We start from the raw sequence: 22,393 nt of genomic DNA on the forward strand, positions 1-22,393 counted from the left end.
TCGCTTCCGACGCGGCGATGCGTTTGCCTGCACTGCGCAGCACACAGGGATTCTCGATGGACACCAAACGATCGCGGCCGGGCCTCGTCGCCGCGCTGCTCTGGGCGGCGCTGTATCTCGCGACCGGCTACATCTCGCATGAGTTCAACGGCCCCGTCCGGCTGACGGGCTATATCTGGCTGCCGGCCGGCGTGACGGTCGGCGCGTTCATGCTGCGGCCGATGCGCGAATGGCTGACGCTGGCCGGTGCGTTCCTCGTCGGGCAACTTGTGCTGACCGGCATCGAACACGGCAACCTGGTCAACGCGGTGCTGTTCACGGTCGACGAGGTCGGCGCGGCCGCGCTCGCGGTGTGGCTCGTCCAGCGCGTGCGCTTCTCGCTCGAAGGGCTGTACTTCCTGCGCTCGGTGATCCTCGCCGGCCTGATCGCGGGCGTGGTCGGCGCGATCGGCGGCGCGGCCTGGTACACGGTAGTCAAGGGCGCGCCGTTCTTCGACGTGTGGTCGGTGTGGGCCGCGTCCGATTTCGTCGGCGTGCTGCTGGTCACGCCGGTGCTCGCGTCATGGTCGCGCTTTCGCGCGCACCGCTCGGGTGACCACGAGCGCTTCGACCTGGTGCTCGGGATGGTCTCGTTCGTGCTGGTCGTGGGCGCCGCGCTCGTGATCTTCGACGGCGACACGTCGCAGAGATTCGGCACGGGCGCGGGCTTCGCGCTGACGTATATCCCGTTGTTCCTCACCGTCGCGGTGACGCTGCTGCTCGGCGGCCGCGCGGGCTCGTCGTCGGTGCTGGTGCTCGCGCTGATCGTGATCGAGCAGACCGCGCAGGGCGACGGCCCGTTCTCGTCGTTCCACGAGCACTACGGCAGTGCGCTGCTCGAAGCGCAGCTGTATCTGGCGGTCGCGTCGCTGCTGGTGCTGACGGTGAGCACGCTGAAGACGACGCGCGAACGCGTGCACGAACATGCGGCAGTCCTGCAGAACAACATGGAGCTCGCGCTCGCGAGTGCCGGCCAGATCGCGTACGTGCTCGATCCGGAGTCGGGGCGGATCGACTGGAGCGGCGACGTCGAGCGTGTGTTCGGCGTCGGCGTCGATGCGTCGCAGATCGCGAGCGTGCCGCTCGTGCTCGAACGCGTGCAGCCAGGCGACCGCGATGCGCTGCGCGACTACTGGGATGCGGAGATCGCGGGCGAGGATCGCGCGTCGCTGTCGCTGCGCATCGTGCAGCGCGACGGCGGCACGCAGACGATCACCGATCACGGCGCGCCGCTGCTCGATTCGAATGTCGACGTGACGGTGGTCGCGGGCGTCTGGCAGATCGAGCGCGTGTGGCCGGCGGCGGACGAATGAGCGGACGCGCGTCATGACAGGCCGCACGGGCGTCCTGCTGATCCACGGGCTCGGCGGCACGCAATACGATCTCGGTTCGCTGCACAAGGCGATGCGGCGCGCGGGCGCCGATACGCACATGATCACGCTGCCGGGGCACGGCACGCGCCCCGAGGATCTGGTCGGCGTGCGCGCGGAGGCGTGGCTCGATGCGGTGACCGAACAGTATCGCGCGCTGGAAAACGAGTACGACACGCTGCATGTCGCGGGCATGTGCATGGGTGCGCTGGTCGCGCTGCTGCTGTGCCATCGCGTGCAGCATGCGCGCGGCCGGCTCGCGCTGCTGGCCACGCCGGTGTTCATCGACGGCTGGTCGACGCCGTGGTACCGCGCGTTGCGGCACGTGCTGTATCGCGTGCCGGGTGTGGCCGAGCGGATGCGTGTGGAGGAAGGCGATCCGTTCGGCATTAAGAACGCGACGATCCGCGCGATCGTGAAGAAGAAGTTCGAACGCGAGGACAGTTTCCACTATGCGTGGGTGCCGCTCGCGTGCGTGCGGCAGGTCGACCGGATGCGCGACTGGGCGCTCGAGGCCGCGGCCGGCACGCCGTGCCCGACGCTCGTGCTGCATGCGCGCGAGGACGAGCTGACGAGCCTGCGCTCGGCCGATTTCCTGCTGGAGAAGATGCCCGACGCGCGCGGGATCGTGCTGGAGAACAGCTACCACATGATCTGCGCGGACAACGATCGCGACGACGTCGCGCGCCATGTGCTCGACTTCTTCGGGTTCGATCCGGTGCATGCGGTGAGCCCGGCGATGGCGCGCAGGATGGGGCGGCTGGAGTCGTGACGGCGAAGTGCCCGGCTCGGGATGCCCGATATTCGCTGCTCCCGGTACGCATCGGGTCACGCATGCGTGTGCCGGGGCGTGGCGAATTCAAACCGTTTCCGTCGTGCGTCGAGCCAACAGGGCCGATGCGGCCAACTGGCCGCGCACCGCATCGATGGCTGCGTCGTCCGGCGCAATGCCTTCGAGATAGACGAATTCGACAGTCGACAGGCCGATGACGGCCAGCACCTGCTTCAGGTACGGGGTCAGGAAATCAGGCTGGCGGGCTGCTGCTCCCGTGCAGACGCCGCCCGAGCGTACCAGCACGAGCACGGGGCGATTGGCGAGCAGGCCGAACTTGCCTTCCGGCGTGGCCGTGAACGTGCGGCCGATACGCAGCACGAAATCGATCCACAACTTCAGCGCGGCGGGGACCGTGAAGTTGTGCATTGGTGTGCTGATCAACACGCCGTCGCTGTGTTCCACTTCCGCGATCAGTTGTTCGGAGTACGCCAGTGCGGGATCGGCATCCGGCTGTCTCGCGACCACCGCATGCGCATAGGCGGCCGATAGCGAAGGCAATCCGGGTTGAGCGAGACTGCGCGACACGACACGCGCATCGGGGCGGGCCGCCTGCCATTGCGCGATGGCTTCGTGCGCAATGCGTGCGCCCAGCGAATGACTGCCATGCGGACTGGCATCGACAAAAAGAAGGTTGTTCATCAGAGTGCCTGCAGAGACTGGCTGAAATGCATGCCGCGGGACAACAGCCCCTGGCGGAAATAGAAACGCTGCGCGAGTGCGTTGGACAGCCCGGTATCGAGTACCAGGTGCCGGCCGCCGTGTTGCCGCGCGTCGTCGCGCACCGCATCGAGCAGCCGCTCGCCCAGCCGTTGACTGCGCGCGTGTTCGGTTGCGACCAGGTCGTCGACATAGACGAAGCGCCCGTACAGCGTGTTTTCAAGGTGACGGTAGCCCGCCAGCGCGACGACCGCACCGTCCGGGCTGCCGTGCCGCGCGGTCAGCAGCACGTAACCCTGTTCGGCCTGGCGGCGCATCTGCCGCACGAACGCATCGGCATCGGTCAGGTGCGGGCGCAGCTCGCGCATCACGTCGAACGCCGACCGGTAATCCTCGTCCGTCACGGCGCGTTTCAAATGGATCTCTGGCATCACGATTGCTCCACGGTAATGTCGCTACTGTACGAATCGGATGGCGTATCCTGAAGGTCCAAAAAGTGACTATTTGACTGGGACATGAAATTCGACGATCTGATGCCGGACCGTCATCTCGACATGCCGGTCTATCGGCAACTGGTCGGGCGGTTCCGCGATGCGATCGAGACCGGCAAGCTGACCCCGGGCAAACGCGTGCCGTCGGTACGGAGCCTGGCCAGCGAACTCAACCTGGCACGGGGCACCGTCGAAGCGGCCTATCAGATCCTGATCGGCGAAGGGTATCTGGTCGCACGCGGGCCGGCCGGCACCGTCGTTTCACCCCAACTGCCGGATGGCCGGCAGCCGCGCGCCATCGCGCCCCGGCCGGACGAACCGCCGCGCGGCGATTCGGCGGTGAGCGGGCCGAAGCCGTTCCAGATGGGCATTCCCGCGCTCGATGCGTTTCCGCGCATGCCGTGGATACGGCTCACCGGGCGTCATGTGCGGGCGATGGCGACCCCGTCGCTGGACTACGCGCCGCCTCAAGGGCACGACGGGCTGAGGCGTGCGCTGTCCGCCTATCTCGGTGTGTCGCGCGGCATCGATTGTTCGGCCGGGCAGATCTTCATCACCGCCGGGTATCGCGGGGCACTGGATCTGATCTGCCGGACGCTGCTGCGTCCGGGCGACACCGGCTGGTTCGAGGATCCCGGTTATATCCACGCACGCCGCGTGCTCGAGCACGCGGGCATGCGGCTCGTGCCCGTGCCGGTCGACGACGACGGCCTGTGCGTGGAAGCAGGGCGACGCCGGGCGGCCGATGCGCGCTTTGCGGTGGTGACGCCGACTCATCAAAGCCCGCTCGGTGTCGCGCTGTCGCTGCCGAGACGCCTGGCCTTGCTCGACTGGGCTCGCCAGCAGCGGGCCTGGATCGTCGAGGACGACTACGACAGCGAGTTCCGTTACCACGGCCGCCCGCTGCCCGCGCTCAAGAGCCTGGATCGCCACCACCGCGTGCTTTACACCGGATCGTTCAGCAAGGTGCTGTATCCGGGCTTGCGGCTGGGTTATCTCGTCGTGCCCGAGGAGCAGGTCGCCGCCTTTCGCGACACCGCCGGATGGCTCGGCGGCAGCGGCCAGATGCTGATGCAATCGGTCGTCGCGGACTTCATGGAACAAGGGCATTTCGCGCGCCATCTGAAGAAAATGCGTGCGCTTTATGCCACCCGCCGTGCGTGGCTGATCGATGCGCTGGGCAAGGTGTTCGGTGAGACGCTGTACATTCCGCCTCGCGCGGGTGGCCTGCATGTCGTGGCCTACTGGCGCACGGCGGTCGACGATCGCCACGTCGCACGTATGGCCGATGCGCAGGGCTTTTCCATCCAGCCGCTGAACGACTGGAGCCCGGGCGGCCGGATGCCGCCCGGCATGATGCTCGGCTTCACGAACCTGACGTCGGCGCAGCAGGCGTTGACGCTGGTTCGACGACTGTATCGGCTCGTGCGCGCGTGAACCGAGTGTGGCGGATGACGAACCCGTGGGGCGCCGGAGTGCGTGCGACTGGCGCCACGGTTTTGCGATTGCGTGACTGAGTTACCGCGACTGTTCTACGCATGGTCGATAACACCCCATGATGTCGTCGTCCGGATTTATGTCCGATGGATCGTGTGTTCGCGTAGGGCGCACGGCCGGCACCATGCTTTTCCGACTTTCGACCGAGTCGAAGTAACCGGCCTGGCTCGCATCTCCGAGGGCGGCTCCCGGCCATGAGCAGCCGTTGGAATAGTGCTCATGGATCGACGACAATCGGACTTTCTGGAAAGCCGTTCTTGCAACTGCGCTGATGCCCTGTCCACTGCGTGCTTGAGATGCGGCCGGATTCGCGCCGCGCTTGTCCACGGTAACAATCTTGGGCTCGCTGTTCTGCTCACCTTCTCGAAGAACAGTGAGCGACTCGACCGTGCTAACGCGACACAGCCCTCCAGACTTTCAAGGACGTAGGGCCCGAGACACATCGAACCCGTTCGCCACATCATGACCACAACGAAAAGCCTGGCGCTCATTCTGGCATGCGTATTTGCCTTTTCTCAGCACGGCCACGCGCAATGTGTCGACCTGGTCGCCAGTCTCGACGACGGTCAGTTGATGCAGTCGCGGATTGCGCTGGTCGACCGTTCCACGCCTGCCGAACAGATCCGCATCCTCGCCTACATCTTCGAAATCGATCAGACCGGCGGCCTGCTGTTGCGTCATCTGGTCGAGGCGGCGCGCCGAGGCGTGCCGGTCAAGCTGCTGATCGACGGCATCGGCCCCGAGCCGCACTACCCGTTCGAGGACGAGCTCATCGTCGCCCTGCACGAGGTGGCTCCCGGCATCGAACTCCGAATCTTCCATCCACGATCGGATCTCGTCGGGATTTCGCATCGCATGCACGACAAGCTGTTTCTGGTCGGGGACACGGCCGTGATCGGCAGTACCTCGATCTGGGATGCGAGCTTCCGCAACTGGCTCAGCGAGCGCGACCTGATGGTGTCGGGCGACGCCGGCCAGGATGCTTCCTCCCTGCACGCCATGTACCAGCATTTCGCCTTGTTCTGGAATAGCCCGGAAGCGGTTCGCCCCGAGCCGGAAAAATTCCTCGAAGTCGCAAGTCCTTATCGCGTGTCGCAGGGTTATGCGACGCTGGACCCGGTGCGCATCCATTATTGGCGAGAATGGTTGATGGCTCCGCCCGACGCTGCAGCCCGGGCGGCGGACCTGGCATCTACCGATACACCGACTGCCTCCGATACGCCCGATGATCCCGCCGCTCCCGGGGCGAATTTTGATCCCGCCTGGATGCCGATCGCCTGCGAGCGCCTGCGCTATGTCCACGACTGGCCCGACAAGCGCTCGCCAGGCACGTTGCAGGACATGCTGCAGGCGTTCGATACGGCGCGGCACGAGATCCTGATCATCAACCCCTACCTGATCCTGGTGCCGGAACTGCGCGAGGCGCTTGAGCGCAAGCGGCGCGAAGGTGTCCACGTGATCCTGGTGAGCGCGTCGCTGGCGAGCATCACGCAGGAATTCCCCGCGGTCGGGCGCGCCTATGCCGACGATCTGCCCGGCTTGGTCAATGCCGGAATCGAGGTGCGCGAATATTCCGACCGGGAGAACCGCATGATGCACGCCAAGCTGATCCTCATCGACGGCCATCGATATTATCTCGGCAGTTTCAATTTCGATTCGCTGTCGGCCCGCTTGAATACCGAAAACGGCCTGTGGATAGATACCCCTGAGGATGGGCTCGATCCCTTGCAAGACAGCGTGGCGTACTTCCTGCGCAACTCAAGTTTGGTGAGCGACGCCAATGGCCGCCTTCTGGCGGATCCCGACGCGCGCTGCCGGGCCGCCGGCTGCGGCGGTGCCTGGCGGTGGGTGACGATGCTGGTCAGGCGCTTCCTCTGAGCGCGGCGTGCCCTGTCGCCAAGCTGCGTGGCCAGTTCGGGTTGCCGTCCGCACCGTGTCGCGCAGTAGTCGGCCATGAAGGGTTCTTCGACTGGATCTTCCAGATCGCCGACCATGACGCCCAGTCGGGGCGATGCCGTTACCCCGCCTCCGGCCGCCGTGCGATCCGCGCGCGCGTGGCCGGCGACGCAAGACAGGTGGCCACGGCTTCGTAGCCGGGGGCGCCAGGATACGGTGCGACGCGGGCCGGCGGGCTATGGTTGGCGGGACACAGAATGATCGCTTCGTCGGGGCCGACGGCCGACAGATCCAGCACGGCCGACGAGCGGGTCAGCATGAACAGCGGCCGCATGCCGCCGTCCCGGACGCGCTGGCGAAGCCACGCGATCAGCGCCGTCTGCGTCAGCTGGTCGAGATCCTGTTCGATCATGTCCACGACCAAAGCTCCGGTGCCGTCCGCCTCAAGGCCGGCGAGCAGCACGGTCAGCGCCGGAGATGACGTGGCGCCTTCGCCTGCGAGCCAGGCCGACGTGCGTTCGACCCGAGCCTTCAGCGCCGGATCGGCTTGCAACGCAGCGAAGGCTGCCGCGCCGTCGTTTTCCAGCCGGTCCAGCCCGATGAACGCGGCGCCGGGCAACGCGTCGGCGAGCCGATGCGCGAGTCGGGTCTTGCCGCTGCCCAGCGAACCGATGATGTAGTTCAGCGGACGGATATCGCGAAATTCGAACCATTCGCCGTCCCACGGCCAGGGGAGACTGAACGCAACGCCCGCGGCGGCTGGAGCGAGCAGGCGCGTCAATTCGCCGTCGCCGGGCAGGCGGCCGCGCGCGAGATCGGCGCGGATCGAGCGAACCCTGTCGACCTTGCCGACCAGATCCTGAATGCCGCGTTCGAGCGCCGCTTCATGCGTGGCCAATGCGTCGCTCAGGCTGCGGGCGTCACCCTCCAGCACGCTCGCGACCTGGGCCAGGCTCAAGCCTAGCGCGCGAAGCGCCGCTATGTCGGCCGCACGCGCCAGATCGTCCGGACCGTAGGCCCGGTATCCGGCCGCCGTTCGCCCGGGCGTGACCAGTCCTTGCCGCTCGTACAGCCGCAGCGCCTTGACCGATACGCCGAGCCGCATCGCGGCTTCCGATGCGCTCAGGCCGCGTGTGACATCGCTCATGGCTCACCTTCAGGTCGTCGATTCGTTGCGACCAGCATAAAGGCGATCCCAAGGGCCGGGTCAAGCGGGTTTCCGCAGGTTCTGGCCGAGTGCGAGGCGGGATCGATGGTGGCGAACCATGCGCCATCGCTCAGTCGGCGGCCGCGAACTCCTCCCGCAACGCCCGATACAGCCGCCGATACCGTGCGAGTCGCCCCGCCAGCAGATCTACCGTGGCGGCATCGGGCGTAACCGTCTCCGTGACGGGCGGCGCGACGCAGACTTCCCCAAGCGTGTCGTCCGTTGCGGCCAGACGCGCCAGCCTCGCCGCGCCGAGTGCAGCACCCACCGCACCGTCCGCATGACGCCGCATCCCGAGCCCGGTCGCATTCGCACACAGCCGCGCCCAGAACGCACTCTTCGACCCGCCGCCGATGAACGACACCGCATCGAGCGTCGTGCCGGCCGCACGCAGCGCGTCGTAGCCGTCAGCCATCGCGAACGCGACGCCTTCCATCACCGCATACGCGAGATCGTCCGCGGCGTGCTCGTTGGACAGCCCGAAGAACACGCCACGTGCATGCGCGTCGTTGTGCGGCGTGCGTTCGCCGCCGAGATACGGCAGGAACAGCGGCGCGCGAGCCGGCTCCGCGCGTTCGGCGCGCGCGGCCAGCTCACCGGCGGTGATGCCGTGCGCACGGGCGAGCCAGTCGAGGCTCGCGGCGGCGGACAGGATCACGCTCATCTGGTGCCAGCGTCTTTCGACGCAGTGGCAGAACGTATGCACGGCCGCATCCGGGTTCGGCGCGAAGCGGTCGTTGCCGGCGAACAGCACGCCGGACGTACCGAGCGACAGGAAGCCGCTGCCCGCACCCGTGACGCCCATGCCGATTGCCGAAGCCGCGTTGTCGCCGGCGCCGCCGGCGATCGTCACGGGCCCCGCGATGCCCCATTCGCGCCGCAGCGTGTCGCGCAGCTGCGCGGCGGGTGCGTTGCCTTCGACGAGGCGCGGCATCTGCGCGCGCGACAGCTCGGTCGCGGCGAGCATGCGGTCGGACCAGTCGCGGCGCGCGCAGTCGAGCCACAGCGTGCCCGACGCGTCGGACATCTCGGACACGAATTCGCCGGACAGGCGCCAGATCAGGTAATCCTTCGGCAGCAGCACCTTGTGCACCGCGCGGAACACGGCGGGCTCGTATTTCGCGAGCCACAGCAGCTTCGGCGCGGTGAAGCCGGGCATCGCCATGTTGCCGGTGATCGCGCGCGATTCCGGCACCAGCGCCTCGAGTTCGACGCATTCGGTGCCGGCGCGCGTGTCGTTCCACAGGATCGCGGGGCGCAGCACCTGGTCCGCGCGATCGATCAGCGTCGCGCCGTGCATCTGCCCCGAGAGCGCGATGCCGCGCAGCGCGGCGAAGCCGGCCGGATGCGCGGCGCGCACCGCCGCGATCGCATCGAGCATCGCGTGCCACCACGCCTGCGGACTCTGTTCCGACCAGTGCGGGTGCGGGCGGCTGATCGATAGCGCGGCCGAGCCGGTCGCGAGCGGAACCGAACGGGAATCGGTGAGGAGTACCTTGACCTCGGACGTGCCGAGATCGATGCCGAGAAAAGTCACGTGTGAAGCATCCTGTCTGGGGCGCGTGGCGGCGCACGCCGAAGCGGCGGCGCGTCGTCGCGGCCGTGCGGTTCGTTGAGCCGGTGCAGCGCGCGGAACCTCGACGGCGGCACCTGCTTCATCGCGAGAAACTGACGGTTGAAATTCGACAGGTTGTTGAAGCCAACCCGGTAGCAGATGTCGGTCACCGTCAGGTCGGAAAACATCAGCAGCTCGCAGGCCTCGTTGATGCGCAGCCGGTTCAGGTAGCGCACGAACGACGAGCCGGTATGGCGGCGGAAAAAACGCGTGAAGGTGCTGACGCTCATCCCGGCGAACGCGGCGACATCGGTCTCGCGCAGCATGCCGGGCAGGTTCTGCTGCAGGTACGACAGCACCTGGTTGATGGTCGACGACATGTAGTGCTGCGCATCGCTGCGGTAGCCGGGGCCGGCGAGCACGCGCCGCTCGCGGCACGACGACAGCCGGTCGAACAGCGACATCAGGATCTCGACGCGCCGGCAGCCGTGCGCGTTCGCGAGTTCGAGCATCAGCGGCGCGACGTCGCGGCCGACGCGGTCGGGAAACTGCACGCCGCGCGCGGCATCGTCGATCAGGTCGATCACCGGCTGCAGCTCGCTGAACGCGCCGACCATCTTCTCGATCGCATCGCGCGAGAACTGCAGCACGACGTCGCGCGACGGCACACGTTCGCCGTCGGCGAGCTCGCTGACCCAGTTGTGCGGCAGGTTCGGCCCGGTGACGATCAGGTTGCCGGGGCCGAAATCGCCGATGTGATCGCCGACGAACATCTTGCCGTGCGACGACTGGATCAGATGGATCTCGTACTCGGGATGGAAGTGCCACTTCGCGACCGAATGCGGATAGTCGTGGATCCACGCGCGGAACGATTCGTCGCGGTGGGTGGGAACGATCTCGAGATCCGGGTTCATCGTGTGCTCCGTCGGGGGCGTGCCGGCGTGCTACGAACGGGACATCGACCAGCCCGTCGCGGCGGGCGGCGTGGTGCGCGTCGCGGCCGCCGGCGGCGCCGCGTGCGCGATCGGGTTCGCGTCCGGCAGCGTGACGTTGCGCTCGGTGCCGGCGTCGAACAGATGCAGGGCTTCTTCGTCGAAGCGGAACGCTACCACGGCGCCCGGCGCGGGGGCCATCGGGGCCGGCACGAGGGCCGCGCACGGCTGGCCGCGCCAGTCCAGCGTGACGAGCGCCTCGGCGCCGAGCAGCTCGACGAGTTCCACGGTGCCGGTCAGCGCGAGCGTGCCCGGGGTCGGATCCGGTTCGGTGACGAGCCGCAAATGGTTCGGGCGGATCGCGGCCTTGACCTTCTGGCCGTCATGCAGCCGGGCGAAGCGCGGCGACGCGAGCGGCCAGCGCGCGCCGTTGCAGTCGAGCAGCACGTTCGCGCCGAGGCGCTCGATCGTGCCGTCCGCGAAGTTCATCGCCGGGGTGCCGACGAAGCCGGCGGCGAAGAGCGTGTGCGGCTGCCCGTACAGCTCGGCCGGCGTGCCGATCTGCTCGATGTGGCCGCCGCGCATCAGCACGACGCGGTCGGCCAGCGTCATCGCCTCGAGCTGGTCGTGCGTGACGTACAGCGTGGTCGTCTTCAGCCGTTGATGCAGCCGCTTGATGTCACCGCGCAACTGCGTGCGCAGCTTCGCGTCGAGGTTCGACAACGGCTCGTCGAACAGGAACACGGCCGGCGTCTTGATCATCGCGCGCGCGATGGCCGCGCGCTGCTGCTGGCCGCCCGACATCGCGCGTGGGCGGCGGTCGAGCAGTGCGTCGAGGCTCAGGATGCGCGCGACGTCGCGCACGCGGCGGTCGATCTCGTCGGCCGGCACCTTCAGGCGCCGCAGGCCGAACGCGATGTTGTCGTACACCGTCATGTGTGGATACAGCGCGTAGTTCTGGAACACCATCGCGACATTGCGCTCGCGCGACGGCAGGTCGTTGACGACCGCGTCGCCGATCACGAGCTCGCCGCCGGTGATCGCCTCGAGGCCCGCGATCATCCGCAGCATCGTCGACTTGCCGCAGCCGGACGGGCCGAGCAGCACGATGAATTCGCCGTCGGCGATCTCGAGGTCGAGCGGGTGCAGCACGGCGGGGCCGCCGTCGTAGTGCTTCGACAAAGCCTTGCAGGTGATCTGGGCCATGGCTCAATCCATTTCGATCTGAATCTTGACGTCGCGCGGGTGGCCGCTCGCCGCTTCCTCGAATGCGCGCACGCCTTCGGAAAACGGGAACGTGCGCGAGATGAACGGCTTCACGTCGATCGCGCCGGACGCGATCAGCGCGAGCGCGCGCGGAAAGATGTTCGCGTAGCGGAACACCGATTCGATGCGGCCTTCCTTCGCCTGCAGCGCGACCACGTCGAGCGGCACCGGGGCGACGGGCATCCCGATCAGCACCGCGCAGCCGCCCGGGCACATCAGGTCGACGAGGCCCGCATACGCGTTCGCGCTGCCGCTGGCCTCGAACACGACGTCCGCGCCCCAGCCGTCCGTTGCTTCGGCCACCACGTCGGCGAGCGACTGCGTGCGCACGTCGACGATCGTGACGGCGCGGTTGTCGGCGAACAGCGCGAGCTTGTCGGGCACGACGTCGGCGAGGATCACGCGCGCGGCGCCGCCGGCGAGCGCGGCAAGCGCTGTCATCGCACCGATCGTGCCGGCGCCGATCACGACCGCGAGGTCGCCCGGCTTCATCGCGGCCTTTTTCGCGGCCTGCAGGCCGATCGACAGCGGCTCGACGATCGCGCCTTCGGCGAACGACACGGTGTCGGGCAACCGGTACGTGAACGCGGCCGGATGCACGACGTACGGCGTCAGGCAGCCGTGTATGGGAGGCGTCGCCCAGAAGCGCACGTCGGGATCGAGGTTGTAGAGCCCGCGGAGCGTCGCGGGCGAATCGAAGCGCGGCACGCCGGGCTCCATGCACACGCGGTCGCCGACGCGCAGGTGCGTGACGCCGGCGCCTGTTTCAACGACGGTGCCGGACGCCTCGTGGCCGAGCACCATCGGCGCGTCGACGCGGAACGGGCCGATCCCGCCGTGAACGTAGTAATGCACGTCGCTGCCGCACACGCCGACCGTATGCACCTTGATCCGGACGTCGCCGGGGCCGACCGCCTGCGGCAAGTCGATGTCGCGCAGCGCGAGCTCGCGCGTGCGTTCGAGTACGAGCGCTTTCAACACTTCCTCCTTATTTTCCCTTGACCATCGAATTGAGCAGACGGCTCAGCATGCCGACGAACACGAGCGGCGGCAGCGCGAGCAGCACCGTCGACGCGTTGATCACGCCCCACGGCACTTCCTGGCCGAGCGACGTGAACGCGGATGCGACCACCGGCAGCGTCGCGCTGCGCGATGAAGTGAGCGCGAGCGCGATCATCAGTTCGTTCCAGACCAGCACGAAGCTGAACACGATGCCGCCGAGCAGCGTGCTCGCGCACACCGGCAGCGCGATGTGCCAGAACACCGCGTACGGGCCGTAGCCGTCGAGCGCGGCGGCTTCCTCGATCTCGCGCGGCAGCCGGCGGAACACGGGGATCGACAGCCACGTGATGGTCGATAGCGTGACGAGCAGGTACGTGACGATCATCGACAGCTTCGTGTCGTACAGCCCGAGATCGACCCAGATCGCGATCAGCGGCAGCGCGACCGCGACCGGCGGCAGGAAGCGCAGCGACAGCAGGAAGAACTGGATGTCGCGCTTGCCGCGTATTGGGTAACGCGCGATCGCATACGCGGCCGGCACGCCGAGCACCGCGCCGATCAACACGGCCGCGCCGACGATCGCGATGCTGTTGCCGAGCCCGATCAGCACCTCGGGGCTCGACAGCACCTGCTCGTAGTTCGCGAGCGTCGGCGTGAAGATGAAGCGTGGCGTGGGCGTGACGATGTCGAGCAGGTGCTTGAGCGAATTGAGCACGGCCCAGAACAGCGGGAACGCGGCGACGAGCAGGATCGCGCCGGCGATCACGACGGTCGACAGGTTCGAAACGGTCGCGGCGGTGCCGCGGCGGGCCATCAGTCGTCCCATTTGTTGACCCTCTTCCAGATGAGCGTGAAGACGAGCGTGGTCGCGATCATCATCAGCACGGCCATGCTCGACGCATAGGACACCTTGCCGGCGAGGCCGATGCCCTGCTGGTACGCATACAGGTCGAGCGTTTCGGTCGCGATGCCGGGGCCGCCCTTCGTCATCACGTAGATCAGGTCGAACGAGCGCAGCGACTCGACCATCTTGATGAACACGAGGCTCACGAGCGGCGCCTTCAGCATCGGCAGCGCGATGTACGCATGCACCTGCCACGTCGTCGCGTAGTCGAGCCGTGCGGCTTCGAGCGGCTCGGGCGGCAGCGTCTCCAGCAGCTTCAGGATCACGACCGCGAAGAACAGCCCCCATTGCCACACGTCGACGAGCGCGACCGCGTACAGCGCGAGATGCGGATCGGCGAGGAACGCGGTGTTCTCGATCCCGAGCGTGCCGAGCAGCCAGCTCAGGATGCCGGTGAGCGGCGCGTACATGAACTTCCAGATGAACGCGGCCGATACGCGCGGCAGCAGCACCGGCAGGATCAGCACCAGCGACGCGAAGCGGCGCCAGCGGCCGTGCACGCGCTCGAACAGGAACACGGCCAGCGCGATCCCGACCAGCACCGCGCCGGCCACCGTGACGACTTCCCACAGCACCGACACCTCGATCGCGTTCAGGAAACGCCGGTCGGATGCGAGCCGGATGAAGTTGCGCAGGCCGACGTATTCGCTGTCCGGGTAGCGCAGCACGCGGTTGCGCAGCGCGAGGTTGATCGCGGCGACCGTCGGGACGAGGCTCAGGACCGCGAGCAGCGCGAGCGTCGGCGCGAGGAACACCCACGGCAGGCTCGTGCGGTCGCGGCGCGCGCGGCCGCGCCGGGCGGACGGGGTGGAAGGCGGGGCAGGGGCCGGACGGACGCCGAGCGCGCGTCCGTCGGCACCGTCATTTGCGAGCGCCATGTTCGAGCGCATCCTTCGCGTACTGGGCCGCGTCGTCGAGCGTGCCGCGGATATCCGTCTGCGTGCCGGTGAACACCTGCTCGAGCGCGATGCCGAGGTTGTCGCCGATGTCGGGCCATTGCGGCGTGCGCCAGATCGTCACCTGCGTGACCGGGTTGGTGTCGTTCAGCCCGGCCTGGATCTGCGGCGCGACGTGCTGCTTGAAGTACGGGCTCGCGATCGTGCTCGACCGGTTGTAGTCGCTGAACACGCCGTTGCGCAGCCGCGCCTGCTCCTGGTCCTTGCTGGTCGCCCACGCGATGAAACGGCCGGCAGCCATCCGCGTGCAGTCGTCCTTCGCGCCGACCGCCGAGATCGCGAAGCCGTGGCCGTACGCGGCCGACGGCAGCGGCGCGGGCGGGCGCGTGTAGCCGACCTTGCCGGCCACGCTCGACTTGCTCGCATCCTCCATCCAGTCCGCGAACGGCGTCGATTCGATCATGAACGCGACCTTGCCCGAGCGGAACGCTTCGAGCGCGTTGCTCCAGTCGTAGGTCGCGGCGCCCGGCGGCGCGTACTTGAACAGGTCGCTGTAGAGCTGCGTGGCCTTCACGGCGGCCGGCGAGTTGAACGCGGGCTGGCCGCCCTTGTCGGTCCACGCGCCGCCCATCCCGAGCATGAACGGCGACCAGCGCCACACGTTCATCCCCGAGCCGCGCTGGCCGCGCGCGACCCAGCCGTACAGCTTCGGCGGCGCGTTGAGCTTCTTGATCGCAGCGACGAGCTGGTCGAGCGTCTTCGGCACCGGGATGTGCGCGGCGTCGAGCAGGTCGCGGCGGTAGAACAGGAAGTCGCCGCCGCCGATCAGCGGTGCGAAGTACGCGACGCCGTTGTAGCTCGCGACCGCGCGGCGGCCGGGCAGGAAGTCGTCGTAGTCGTATTCCTTCGGGTAGTACTTGAGGAGCGGCACGATCCAGTTGGCCGACGCGAATTCGGCGACGTTCGCCTCGTCGACGTAGTAGATCTGGTACGAGCCCGCGCCGGTCGACGCGTCGAGCCGCGATTTCGCGCGGCGGTCGTTTTCGCCGAAGTAGCTGATCTCGACCTTGGTGCCGCTCTTCTTCTCGTAGTCGGCCAGTGATTTCTCCATCACCGTCAGGCCGAGACTCTTCTGCGCGAGCACCCGAAGGGTCGGCACCTTGCAGACCTGCGCGGCCGCGACGCCCGGCAGACAGGCGCCGAGCAGCACGCCGGCTGCGACGATTCGCATCTTGTTCACCCGTGTCTCCTTGATTCTGCTTGTTCGAATGCCGTCGATGACGGCAGGAACAATGGTGTGACGGGGGCGATGCGATCACCACATCAAAAGAATTCGCGGACCGATACTTTTTGCTCAGGTCGGGTCGTGCGATGCACAAAATGTGGTGGTGGGGCGACAGGCGGGCCGGCGGCGGCGTGACCGAGCAGGTTCGGCCCGCGCGTGGCACCATCGCCGGCATTGCGCCTGCGCCCAGTCGAAACGGATGATGAACAAATTTACCGACATGAGTACGTTCGTGGCCGTGGTCGAGGCAGGGAGCTTCTCTGAAGCCGCCCGCCGCCTCGGCACCACCAAGTCGATCGTCAGTACCCGTATCCAGAAGCTCGAGCGACGCCTCGCCTGCGCGCTGCTCAAGCGTGGCCGTTCACTGCAACTGACCGATCCGGGGCAGCGCTTCTTCGAGCAAGCGCGGCAGCTTCTGCAGGAACTCGAGCGCATCGAGGGTGAAGTGAACGAAGCCGGCTCGAGCCTGAGCGGCAACCTGAAGCTGTCCGTGCCGGTCACCTTCGTCGCGCGCTATCTCGCGCCGCTGCTCTCGCGTTTCGCGGACATGTATCCGGCGCTGTGCCTCGACGTCGAAGCGGACGACCGGCTGTCGAATCTGCAGGACGGACATTTCGATGCGGCGATCCGTCTCGGCCCGCTCGCCGATTCCAGCCTGGTCGCCCGCCCCGTCACCGTCAACCGGCACCTGATCTGTGCGAGCCCGGGCTATCTCGAGCGGCGCGGCAGGCCGGTGCATCCCGACGACCTGCCGCAACACGACGGCTTGCTCTATCTGAATCGCGAACCGCACGGGATGTGGAGCCTGCCGCTCGAGTACGAAAAGCAGTCGTTTCGCGTCAGGGTGCGGATGCGGACCGATTCGGGTTTCCAACTGCTTGCCGGCGCGATCGCCGGGCTGGGGCTCGCGATCCTGCCGACCTTTCTGGCGTCCGACGCGCTGGTGTCCGGCGAGCTCGTGTCGGTACTGCCGGAATATGCGCCGTCCGGCGGGCAGGTCAATGTCGTCTATCGCAAGACGGTTCGCACGTCACCCAAGATCCAGGCGCTGGTCCGGTTCCTGGAGGAGGAGATCGGCCATCCGGCCCGCTGGGACATGCCGCTGATCGAACGCGGCCTGCTTCCGCATCCTTCGCCTGCCTGAACAGGCCGTCGCCTCGCCGGCGGGGGCGGCGCGCATGACGGGCAGACGCGAGCGTTCGGAAAAAGCGAACCGCGGGTTCGGCTTCCGCTAGCTATCCGGTCGCAGGGCCCGACCGTACTGTGGCACACGCATTCAATGGAGAAAGCGTCTGCCATGAAGAACACCACGCTGCATCATCCCGCGCGCCGCGTCATGCTCGCGCAAACCCTCGCCCATTCGGCGACGCTCGCTGTCGGATCGCTGCTCGGCGCCGACGCGGTCGCGGCCAGTTCGGCGAGTTCGTCGAGTTCGTCGAACGCGTCCAGTTCGGGCGCCGCGGACACATCGCCCCGAACCCCGACCGGAAGCGGCCCGCGAACCGTCGATGTGCTGGTCGTCGGCGGCGGTTCCGCCGGCGCCGTCATGGCGGCGCGCCTGAGCGAGAAGGCCAGCCGCCACGTCCTGTTGCTCGAGGCCGGGCACAACTATGCCGCGTGGGACTACCCGCACGTGATCGCGAGCAGCGATATCGTCGGTGGCGATGCGCGGCATGAATGGGGCTATCGCACGCAGGCCGGCTACATCGATCACCCGATCAACGCACTGCGCGGCAAGGTGCTGGGCGGCAGTTCGGCGATCAACGGGGCCGTTGCCATTCGCGCGCGGCCGCAGGACCTGAAAAACTGGAATCTCCCGGGCTGGTCGTACGAGGAGATGCTGCCGTCGTTCCGGCGGCTCGAGCATCGCGACAACGACAGCGTGTCGCACGGTCAGGCAGGGCCGCTGCCGGTGCGGCAACTGACGCGCGAGGACATCACGCCGATGCAGCGCGCGTTCGTCGATGCGACGATCGCGAACGGTTATCGCGCGATCGAGGATTTCGACGGCGCGGACGCCAACGGCGTCGGCCCGTATCCGATGAATATCGTCAACGGTGTGCGCGTCAACACGGGCATGGCCTACCTGACCAACGAGGTCCGGGCGCGGTCGAACCTGACGATTCGCGGCGGCGCGCTGGTCGATCGCGTGCTGTTTGCGCAAGGGCGGGCCATCGGCGTGCGGCTCGACAACGGTGAGGAAATTCACGCGAACGAGGTGGTCCTCAGCGCGGGCGCGTACGGTAGCGCGGCCATTCTGCTGCGTTCGGGCATCGGGCCGGGTGCCGACCTGCGTGCGCTGTCGATTCACGAGGTGGCCGCGTTGCCGGTGGGCCAGCGCCTGAAAGATCATCCGTTCTACTACAACGCGTATGCGGCACGCCCCGACCGGATCGGCGATCAGTCGCCGTCGATCGGTGCGTTCCTGTGGACGAACAGTTCGACGGCGCAGCACGGCGATCTCGACCTGCACATCACCGCGACGCATCTGTTCCCGCACGACCAGAGCCCGACCAAGGTCGGCTTCGTGCTCGCGGTCGCGCTCACGCGGCCGTTGTCGGTCGGCTCTCTGAAACTCGCGAGCCGGCAGGCAGGAGACGCGCCCGTGATCGACCTGAATTTCCTCGGCGAAGCGCAGGATCGCGCGCGGCTGCTCGAAGGCATCAAGCTGGCGCGCCGCATCGGCCGCACCGCGCCGCTGTCCGGTCTCATTCATTCGGAACTGAATCCGGGGCCGGGCGCGGAATCGGACGAACGGATCCTGGCGTCGGCGCGCTCGACGCTCGACACGTACCACCATCCGACTTCGACCGCGCCGATGGGCGTGATCAACGATCCGCATGCCGTCGTCGATCTCGAAGGGCGGGTGCATGGCGTGAGCGGCCTGCGTGTCGTCGACGCGTCGATCTTTCCGGATGCGATTTCGGTCGCGACCAACATCACCACCATTGCGACGGCCGAGCATATCGCCCGCCGCTACAGCTGACCGGGGAACGTCATGAATGTTGCTGCGCCCGTATTGAACTGGATCGACGGCAAGTGGGTGGATTCGCCCGCGCATCGCGATTCCGTCGACCCCGCGACCGGCTCGGTAATCGGCCGTTATGCCGACGGCGGCGAGCCCGAAGCGCGCGCGGCGATCGACGCGGCCCTGCGTGCGTTTCGCGACACGCCGTGGAAGCACGATGCCGCGCTGCGTGCCCGCGTGCTGGACGAACTGGCCGCCGCGTTCGAGCGGCATGCCGACGCGCTGATCGACCTGCTGGCGCTCGAGAACGGCAAGATCAAGCCCGAAGCGCATTTCGAAGTGTCGATGGTGCCGTCGAAGCTGCGCTACTACGCGGCGCTGGCGCGGGCCGAAACGGGCCGCAGCGGAACGCCGCGGCCGGACGTCGTGTCGCTCGTGCTGCGCGAGCCGATGGGCGTTGCCGGCATCATCGTGCCGTGGAATTCCCCCGTGGTGCTGATGGTGCGCTCGCTCGCGCCGGCGCTGGCGGCGGGGACGACGACGGTCGTCAAGATGCCGGGCCAGACCGCGCAGACCAATGCGCTCGTGTCGCGGATCCTGTCCGAAGCGCCGTCGCTGCCGCGCGGCGTCATCAATCTGTTCAGCGAATCGGGTGCGGACGGATCGAAGACCCTGATCGCCTCTCCCGACGTGCCCGTCATCAGCTTCACGGGCTCGACCGCGACCGGGCGCGCGATTTCCGCCGTCGGTGCGCAGCGGCTCAAGCGCTTCGGCCTCGAACTCGGCGGAAAGACGCCGCACCTGGTGTTCGACGACACCGATCTCGATGCGGCCTTGCCCGTCATCGAAAAATCGCTGACGGTGTTTGCCGGACAATTCTGCATGACCGGCTCGCGCCTGCTGGTACAACGCGGCATCGCCGACGCGGTGCGTGCGCGTCTCGCGCAACGCCTGGCCACGGTGCGGGTCGGCCCGGCCGCCGATCCGCTCAGCGACATGGGGCCGCTGATCGACAAGCCCAACGTCGAGCGTGTCGATCGCGCCGTTGAAGAGGCGATCGCGGCGGGCGCGAAAGTGGTCGTGCGCGGCGGCCCGGTGACCGATGGCGAACTGGCGCGCGGCGCGTTCTATCGCCCGACGTTGCTCGAAGTCGACAGCCCACGGCTCGATATCGTCCAGAAGGAAACCTTCGGGCCCGTGATGACGATGCAGGTGTTCGATACCGAGGCGGAAGCCGTCGCGCTGGCCAACGACAGCGAATATGGCCTGGCCGCGGCGGTCTGGACGCGCGACGTGCAGCGTTCGATGCGGGTTGCACGGTCGCTTCAGGCCGGCACGATCTGGATCAACGACTGGGCGAAGGTCTACGACGAGTTCGAGGAGGGCGGGTATCGGCAATCGGGTCTCGGCCGTCTCAACGGCGCGGCCGCGATCGACGACTTCATCGAATACAAGCACATCACGCTGACGACCGGAGACGCGCTGTGAAAGCCAAGATCGGCCGCACGAATGCGGCGCGTTTGTTCGGGTTCTGATCCGGGCGGGAGCGGAAAGCGGGATACGTTCCGCTGCTGTGACTGACGGCACGTGGCGCGCTGATGGGCGTCGCGTGCCGTTTCGGTGTGGATGCGTGAGCGTCAGTGTGCGTTCCCGGTAGCGGGAGCCGCGCCGACGTCGATCCGGTACACCCGCAGCGCGTTGTCATGCCAGATCGCGCGGCGTTGGGCGTCTTCAAGGTGCGCCATCGCACGAGCGAACGTGCGCAGCAGCGCCGGATACGACACACGCAGCCCAGCCACCGGAAAATTGCTGGCGAACAGGCAGCGCTGCGCGCCGAAGATCGCGATCGTGTCTCGGATGATCCGTGCGTTGTCCGCCTCGTTCCACACGGCATCGCGCAAGCCGAGTTCGGAGATCTTCACGGTGACACGCGGCGACGCGGCAAGCGCCACCATGCCGCGCCGCCATCGCGCGAGCCCTGCATCCGAGCGATCCCACGGCAGCCCCGCATGTTCGAGCACGACGTCGACATCCGGTGTATCGGCCAGCAGCGCAGCCGCTTCCTCGAGATGCCAGAACGGCACGCGCAGATCCCAGCTCAGGCCGTGCGCGGCGAGGCGTTCCAGCGCGGCCGGCCAGCGCGGATCGCGCAGCGTGCCCGGCCCGTCGGCCGACGCATCCGGCGAAGCCGCGGTCTGCGGCTTGAAGCGCACGCCGCGCACGCGTGGCCATGCGCCCTGCTCGGCGAGCCGTTCATCCGCATCGCCGGCCAGCAGGTCGACCCACGCGACGATCGCCGACGGCAGCCCGTGCGACGCCGCGACTTCATGCAGCCAGCGCGTTTCCGCGAGTGCCTCGTCGCGCGCCCGCTCGGCCTCGACGTGCACGCTGGCGACGAGCGGTGCGCGTTGTGCCGCGTGCCGGAGCTCGTCGACCCCGAAATCGCGGCACAGCGTCGTGTAGTCGCCGAACATGAAGCGCGCCGGATCGTAGTGCTCCTGCAGCCACGGATAGTGCGCGCCCGCATCGAGCCGCCACAGGTGGTGATGCGCATCGACGAGCGCATCCGGCATGCCGTCGAGCGGCGACGCGTCACGCATGTCAGCGGGCTCCGGCGAGCACGTACGACGCGTCGGGCTCGCGCAGCGTCGCCAGTGCGCCGACGAACCGCCACGTATCGAGATCGAGCTCGCGCACGTAGTCGTCCTGGAACGATACGTATGCGACGCGCCGCGACGGATGGAACGACAGCGCGGTCGGGTTCGCGGGCAGCGCGATGCGCTCGATTTCCTCGAGCTGCCGCGCATCGAACACGGAAATCGACCGCTCGCCCGAATTGGTCAGCAGCAGCAGGTCGCGGCCGTCCGGCGCGCTGGTGCGGTAGATGCGGTTCGGATCGCTGCGCGTCTTCACGCGGCGGCCGCAGCTCATCGTTTCCGTGTCGATCTCGACCAGCGTATCGTCGCCGCGATTCGCGACGAACAGCGTGCGCTCGTCGCTCGACAGCGCATTGCCTTCGGGGCGCGGGCCGGGCATCACCGCGCGCGGCGCGACTGTCGCGTCGCGCGGATGGAATTGCGTGACGGTATTCGACAGCAGGTGCACGCCGTACGCGCGGCTCGCATCGCGCGTGAGCGTGACGAGGTGCGTCTTCACGCCGCCGGACGGCACGGCCATGTTCGGCACGGGCTGCTTGGTCGGCTCGTCGAACACGAGCAGCATGTCGTGCGCCTCGCTCATCGCGTACAGCCGGCCGTCGCGGTCGCTCGCCATCCCGTGCGGCCGGTAGTACGGCCACAGGTCGAGCATGCGCGTGTGCGTGCGTTCGACGAGATCGATCTCGGCGATCCGGTGGTCGCCTTCATGGCCGCGCGACCACGCGGTCTCGATCCCGAAGATGCCGACGTACGCAAAGCGCTCGTTCACGTCGACGGTGAACTCGTGCGGGAAGTTCGGCAGCACGACGTGCTTGAGCGCGGTTTTCGTGTCGAGGTCGTAGAAGCTGAAGGTGTGGGCGCATTTCTGCACCAGCAACAGGATGTCGTTCATGGTGGTGTCTCCGTCAATTCGTCAGCAAGCCTGCGTATTCATGT

General features: G+C 67.6%; 19 protein-coding genes. 7 read left to right on the plus strand and 12 right to left on the minus strand.

The window, feature by feature from the left end; genetic code table 11:
- The first annotated feature begins 56 nt into the window (after nucleotides 1-56).
- Complete coding sequence (locus G3O00_RS03790) at nucleotides 57-1,352, plus strand: MASE1 domain-containing protein (protein ID WP_174929803.1); 1,296 nt, start codon at nucleotides 57-59, stop codon at nucleotides 1,350-1,352.
- Between the two features lie 13 nt (nucleotides 1,353-1,365).
- Nucleotides 1,366-2,181: an alpha/beta fold hydrolase gene (locus tag G3O00_RS03795; protein WP_011356666.1), complete on the plus strand. Its 816-nt coding sequence runs from the start codon at nucleotides 1,366-1,368 to the stop codon at nucleotides 2,179-2,181.
- 87 nt (nucleotides 2,182-2,268) lie between these two features.
- Here G3O00_RS03795 and G3O00_RS03800 read toward each other — a convergent pair whose 3' ends face one another.
- Both G3O00_RS03800 and G3O00_RS03805 read right to left on the minus strand, forming a co-directional pair.
- Nucleotides 2,269-2,883 (minus strand): NAD(P)H-dependent oxidoreductase, encoded by a 615-nt coding sequence (locus G3O00_RS03800; protein ID WP_206142109.1) that lies wholly within the window; start codon nucleotides 2,881-2,883, stop codon nucleotides 2,269-2,271.
- Nucleotides 2,883-3,332, minus strand: coding sequence for a GNAT family N-acetyltransferase (locus G3O00_RS03805; protein ID WP_174929805.1), 450 nt, complete (start codon nucleotides 3,330-3,332; stop codon nucleotides 2,883-2,885). Before G3O00_RS03805 ends, G3O00_RS03800 begins: the two co-directional genes overlap by 1 nt.
- Before the next feature lie 84 nt (nucleotides 3,333-3,416).
- Here G3O00_RS03805 and G3O00_RS03810 point away from each other — a divergent pair, with 84 nt between their 5' ends.
- Both G3O00_RS03810 and G3O00_RS03815 read left to right on the plus strand, forming a co-directional pair.
- Nucleotides 3,417-4,829 (plus strand): PLP-dependent aminotransferase family protein, encoded by a 1,413-nt coding sequence (locus tag G3O00_RS03810; protein ID WP_206142110.1) that lies wholly within the window; start codon nucleotides 3,417-3,419, stop codon nucleotides 4,827-4,829.
- A 522-nt stretch (nucleotides 4,830-5,351) separates the two neighbouring features.
- Nucleotides 5,352-6,767 (plus strand): phosphatidylserine/phosphatidylglycerophosphate/cardiolipin synthase family protein, encoded by a 1,416-nt coding sequence (locus G3O00_RS03815; protein ID WP_241024924.1) that lies wholly within the window; start codon nucleotides 5,352-5,354, stop codon nucleotides 6,765-6,767.
- 139 nt (nucleotides 6,768-6,906) lie between these two features.
- Here the strand turns inward: G3O00_RS03815 and G3O00_RS03820 are convergent, their stop codons facing one another.
- The 8 genes from G3O00_RS03820 to G3O00_RS03855 form a co-directional block, all read right to left on the minus strand.
- Nucleotides 6,907-7,932: a MerR family transcriptional regulator gene (locus tag G3O00_RS03820; protein ID WP_206142111.1), complete on the minus strand. Its 1,026-nt coding sequence runs from the start codon at nucleotides 7,930-7,932 to the stop codon at nucleotides 6,907-6,909.
- Between the two features lie 130 nt (nucleotides 7,933-8,062).
- A complete protein-coding gene (gene xylB, locus G3O00_RS03825; protein ID WP_206142112.1) occupies nucleotides 8,063-9,529 on the minus strand; it encodes a xylulokinase in 1,467 nt (488 codons plus the stop codon).
- Nucleotides 9,526-10,461 carry an AraC family transcriptional regulator gene (locus G3O00_RS03830; RefSeq protein ID WP_011356659.1) on the minus strand — a complete coding sequence of 312 codons (936 nt, stop codon included), beginning with the start codon at nucleotides 10,459-10,461 and terminating at the stop codon, nucleotides 9,526-9,528. The genes xylB and G3O00_RS03830 overlap by 4 nt, the downstream gene beginning before the upstream one ends.
- Before the next feature lie 30 nt (nucleotides 10,462-10,491).
- Entirely contained in the window at nucleotides 10,492-11,685 is a 1,194-nt protein-coding gene (ugpC, locus tag G3O00_RS03835; protein ID WP_206142113.1) for a sn-glycerol-3-phosphate ABC transporter ATP-binding protein UgpC, read from the minus strand.
- A 3-nt stretch (nucleotides 11,686-11,688) separates the two neighbouring features.
- On the minus strand, nucleotides 11,689-12,723 hold the full coding sequence (locus G3O00_RS03840; protein ID WP_206142114.1) for an NAD(P)-dependent alcohol dehydrogenase: 1,035 nt from the start codon (nucleotides 12,721-12,723) through the stop codon (nucleotides 11,689-11,691).
- 10 nt (nucleotides 12,724-12,733) lie between these two features.
- Nucleotides 12,734-13,573 carry a carbohydrate ABC transporter permease gene (locus G3O00_RS03845; protein ID WP_174929812.1) on the minus strand — a complete coding sequence of 280 codons (840 nt, stop codon included), beginning with the start codon at nucleotides 13,571-13,573 and terminating at the stop codon, nucleotides 12,734-12,736.
- Nucleotides 13,561-14,529 (minus strand): sugar ABC transporter permease, encoded by a 969-nt coding sequence (locus tag G3O00_RS03850; RefSeq protein ID WP_241024925.1) that lies wholly within the window; start codon nucleotides 14,527-14,529, stop codon nucleotides 13,561-13,563. Before G3O00_RS03850 ends, G3O00_RS03845 begins: the two co-directional genes overlap by 13 nt.
- Nucleotides 14,513-15,787, minus strand: a complete 1,275-nt coding sequence (locus G3O00_RS03855; protein WP_206142115.1) for a sugar ABC transporter substrate-binding protein — start codon at nucleotides 15,785-15,787, stop codon at nucleotides 14,513-14,515. The genes G3O00_RS03850 and G3O00_RS03855 overlap by 17 nt, the downstream gene beginning before the upstream one ends.
- A gap of 247 nt (nucleotides 15,788-16,034) precedes the next feature.
- On the opposite strand from G3O00_RS03855, the gene G3O00_RS03860 reads away from it, so the two are divergent.
- From G3O00_RS03860 to G3O00_RS03870, 3 genes are all read left to right on the plus strand, one after another.
- Nucleotides 16,035-16,976 (plus strand): LysR family transcriptional regulator, encoded by a 942-nt coding sequence (locus G3O00_RS03860; protein WP_206142116.1) that lies wholly within the window; start codon nucleotides 16,035-16,037, stop codon nucleotides 16,974-16,976.
- A 153-nt stretch (nucleotides 16,977-17,129) separates the two neighbouring features.
- Nucleotides 17,130-18,818: a GMC family oxidoreductase gene (locus G3O00_RS03865; RefSeq protein WP_206142117.1), complete on the plus strand. Its 1,689-nt coding sequence runs from the start codon at nucleotides 17,130-17,132 to the stop codon at nucleotides 18,816-18,818.
- A gap of 12 nt (nucleotides 18,819-18,830) precedes the next feature.
- A complete protein-coding gene (locus G3O00_RS03870) occupies nucleotides 18,831-20,288 on the plus strand; it encodes an aldehyde dehydrogenase family protein (RefSeq protein ID WP_206142118.1) in 1,458 nt (485 codons plus the stop codon).
- Nucleotides 20,289-20,437: 149 nt separating this feature from the next.
- On the opposite strand, the gene G3O00_RS03875 is transcribed toward G3O00_RS03870, so the two are convergent.
- On the minus strand, nucleotides 20,438-21,400 hold the full coding sequence (locus tag G3O00_RS03875) for an amidohydrolase family protein (protein WP_206142119.1): 963 nt from the start codon (nucleotides 21,398-21,400) through the stop codon (nucleotides 20,438-20,440).
- Nucleotide 21,401: 1 nt separating this feature from the next.
- Complete coding sequence (locus tag G3O00_RS03880; RefSeq protein ID WP_206142120.1) at nucleotides 21,402-22,349, minus strand: YncE family protein; 948 nt, start codon at nucleotides 22,347-22,349, stop codon at nucleotides 21,402-21,404.
- Nucleotides 22,350-22,393 lie beyond the last annotated feature (44 nt).

The organism is Burkholderia sp. Ac-20384 (assembly GCF_017104605.1).
GTDB classification, from domain to species: domain Bacteria; phylum Pseudomonadota; class Gammaproteobacteria; order Burkholderiales; family Burkholderiaceae; genus Burkholderia; species Burkholderia lata.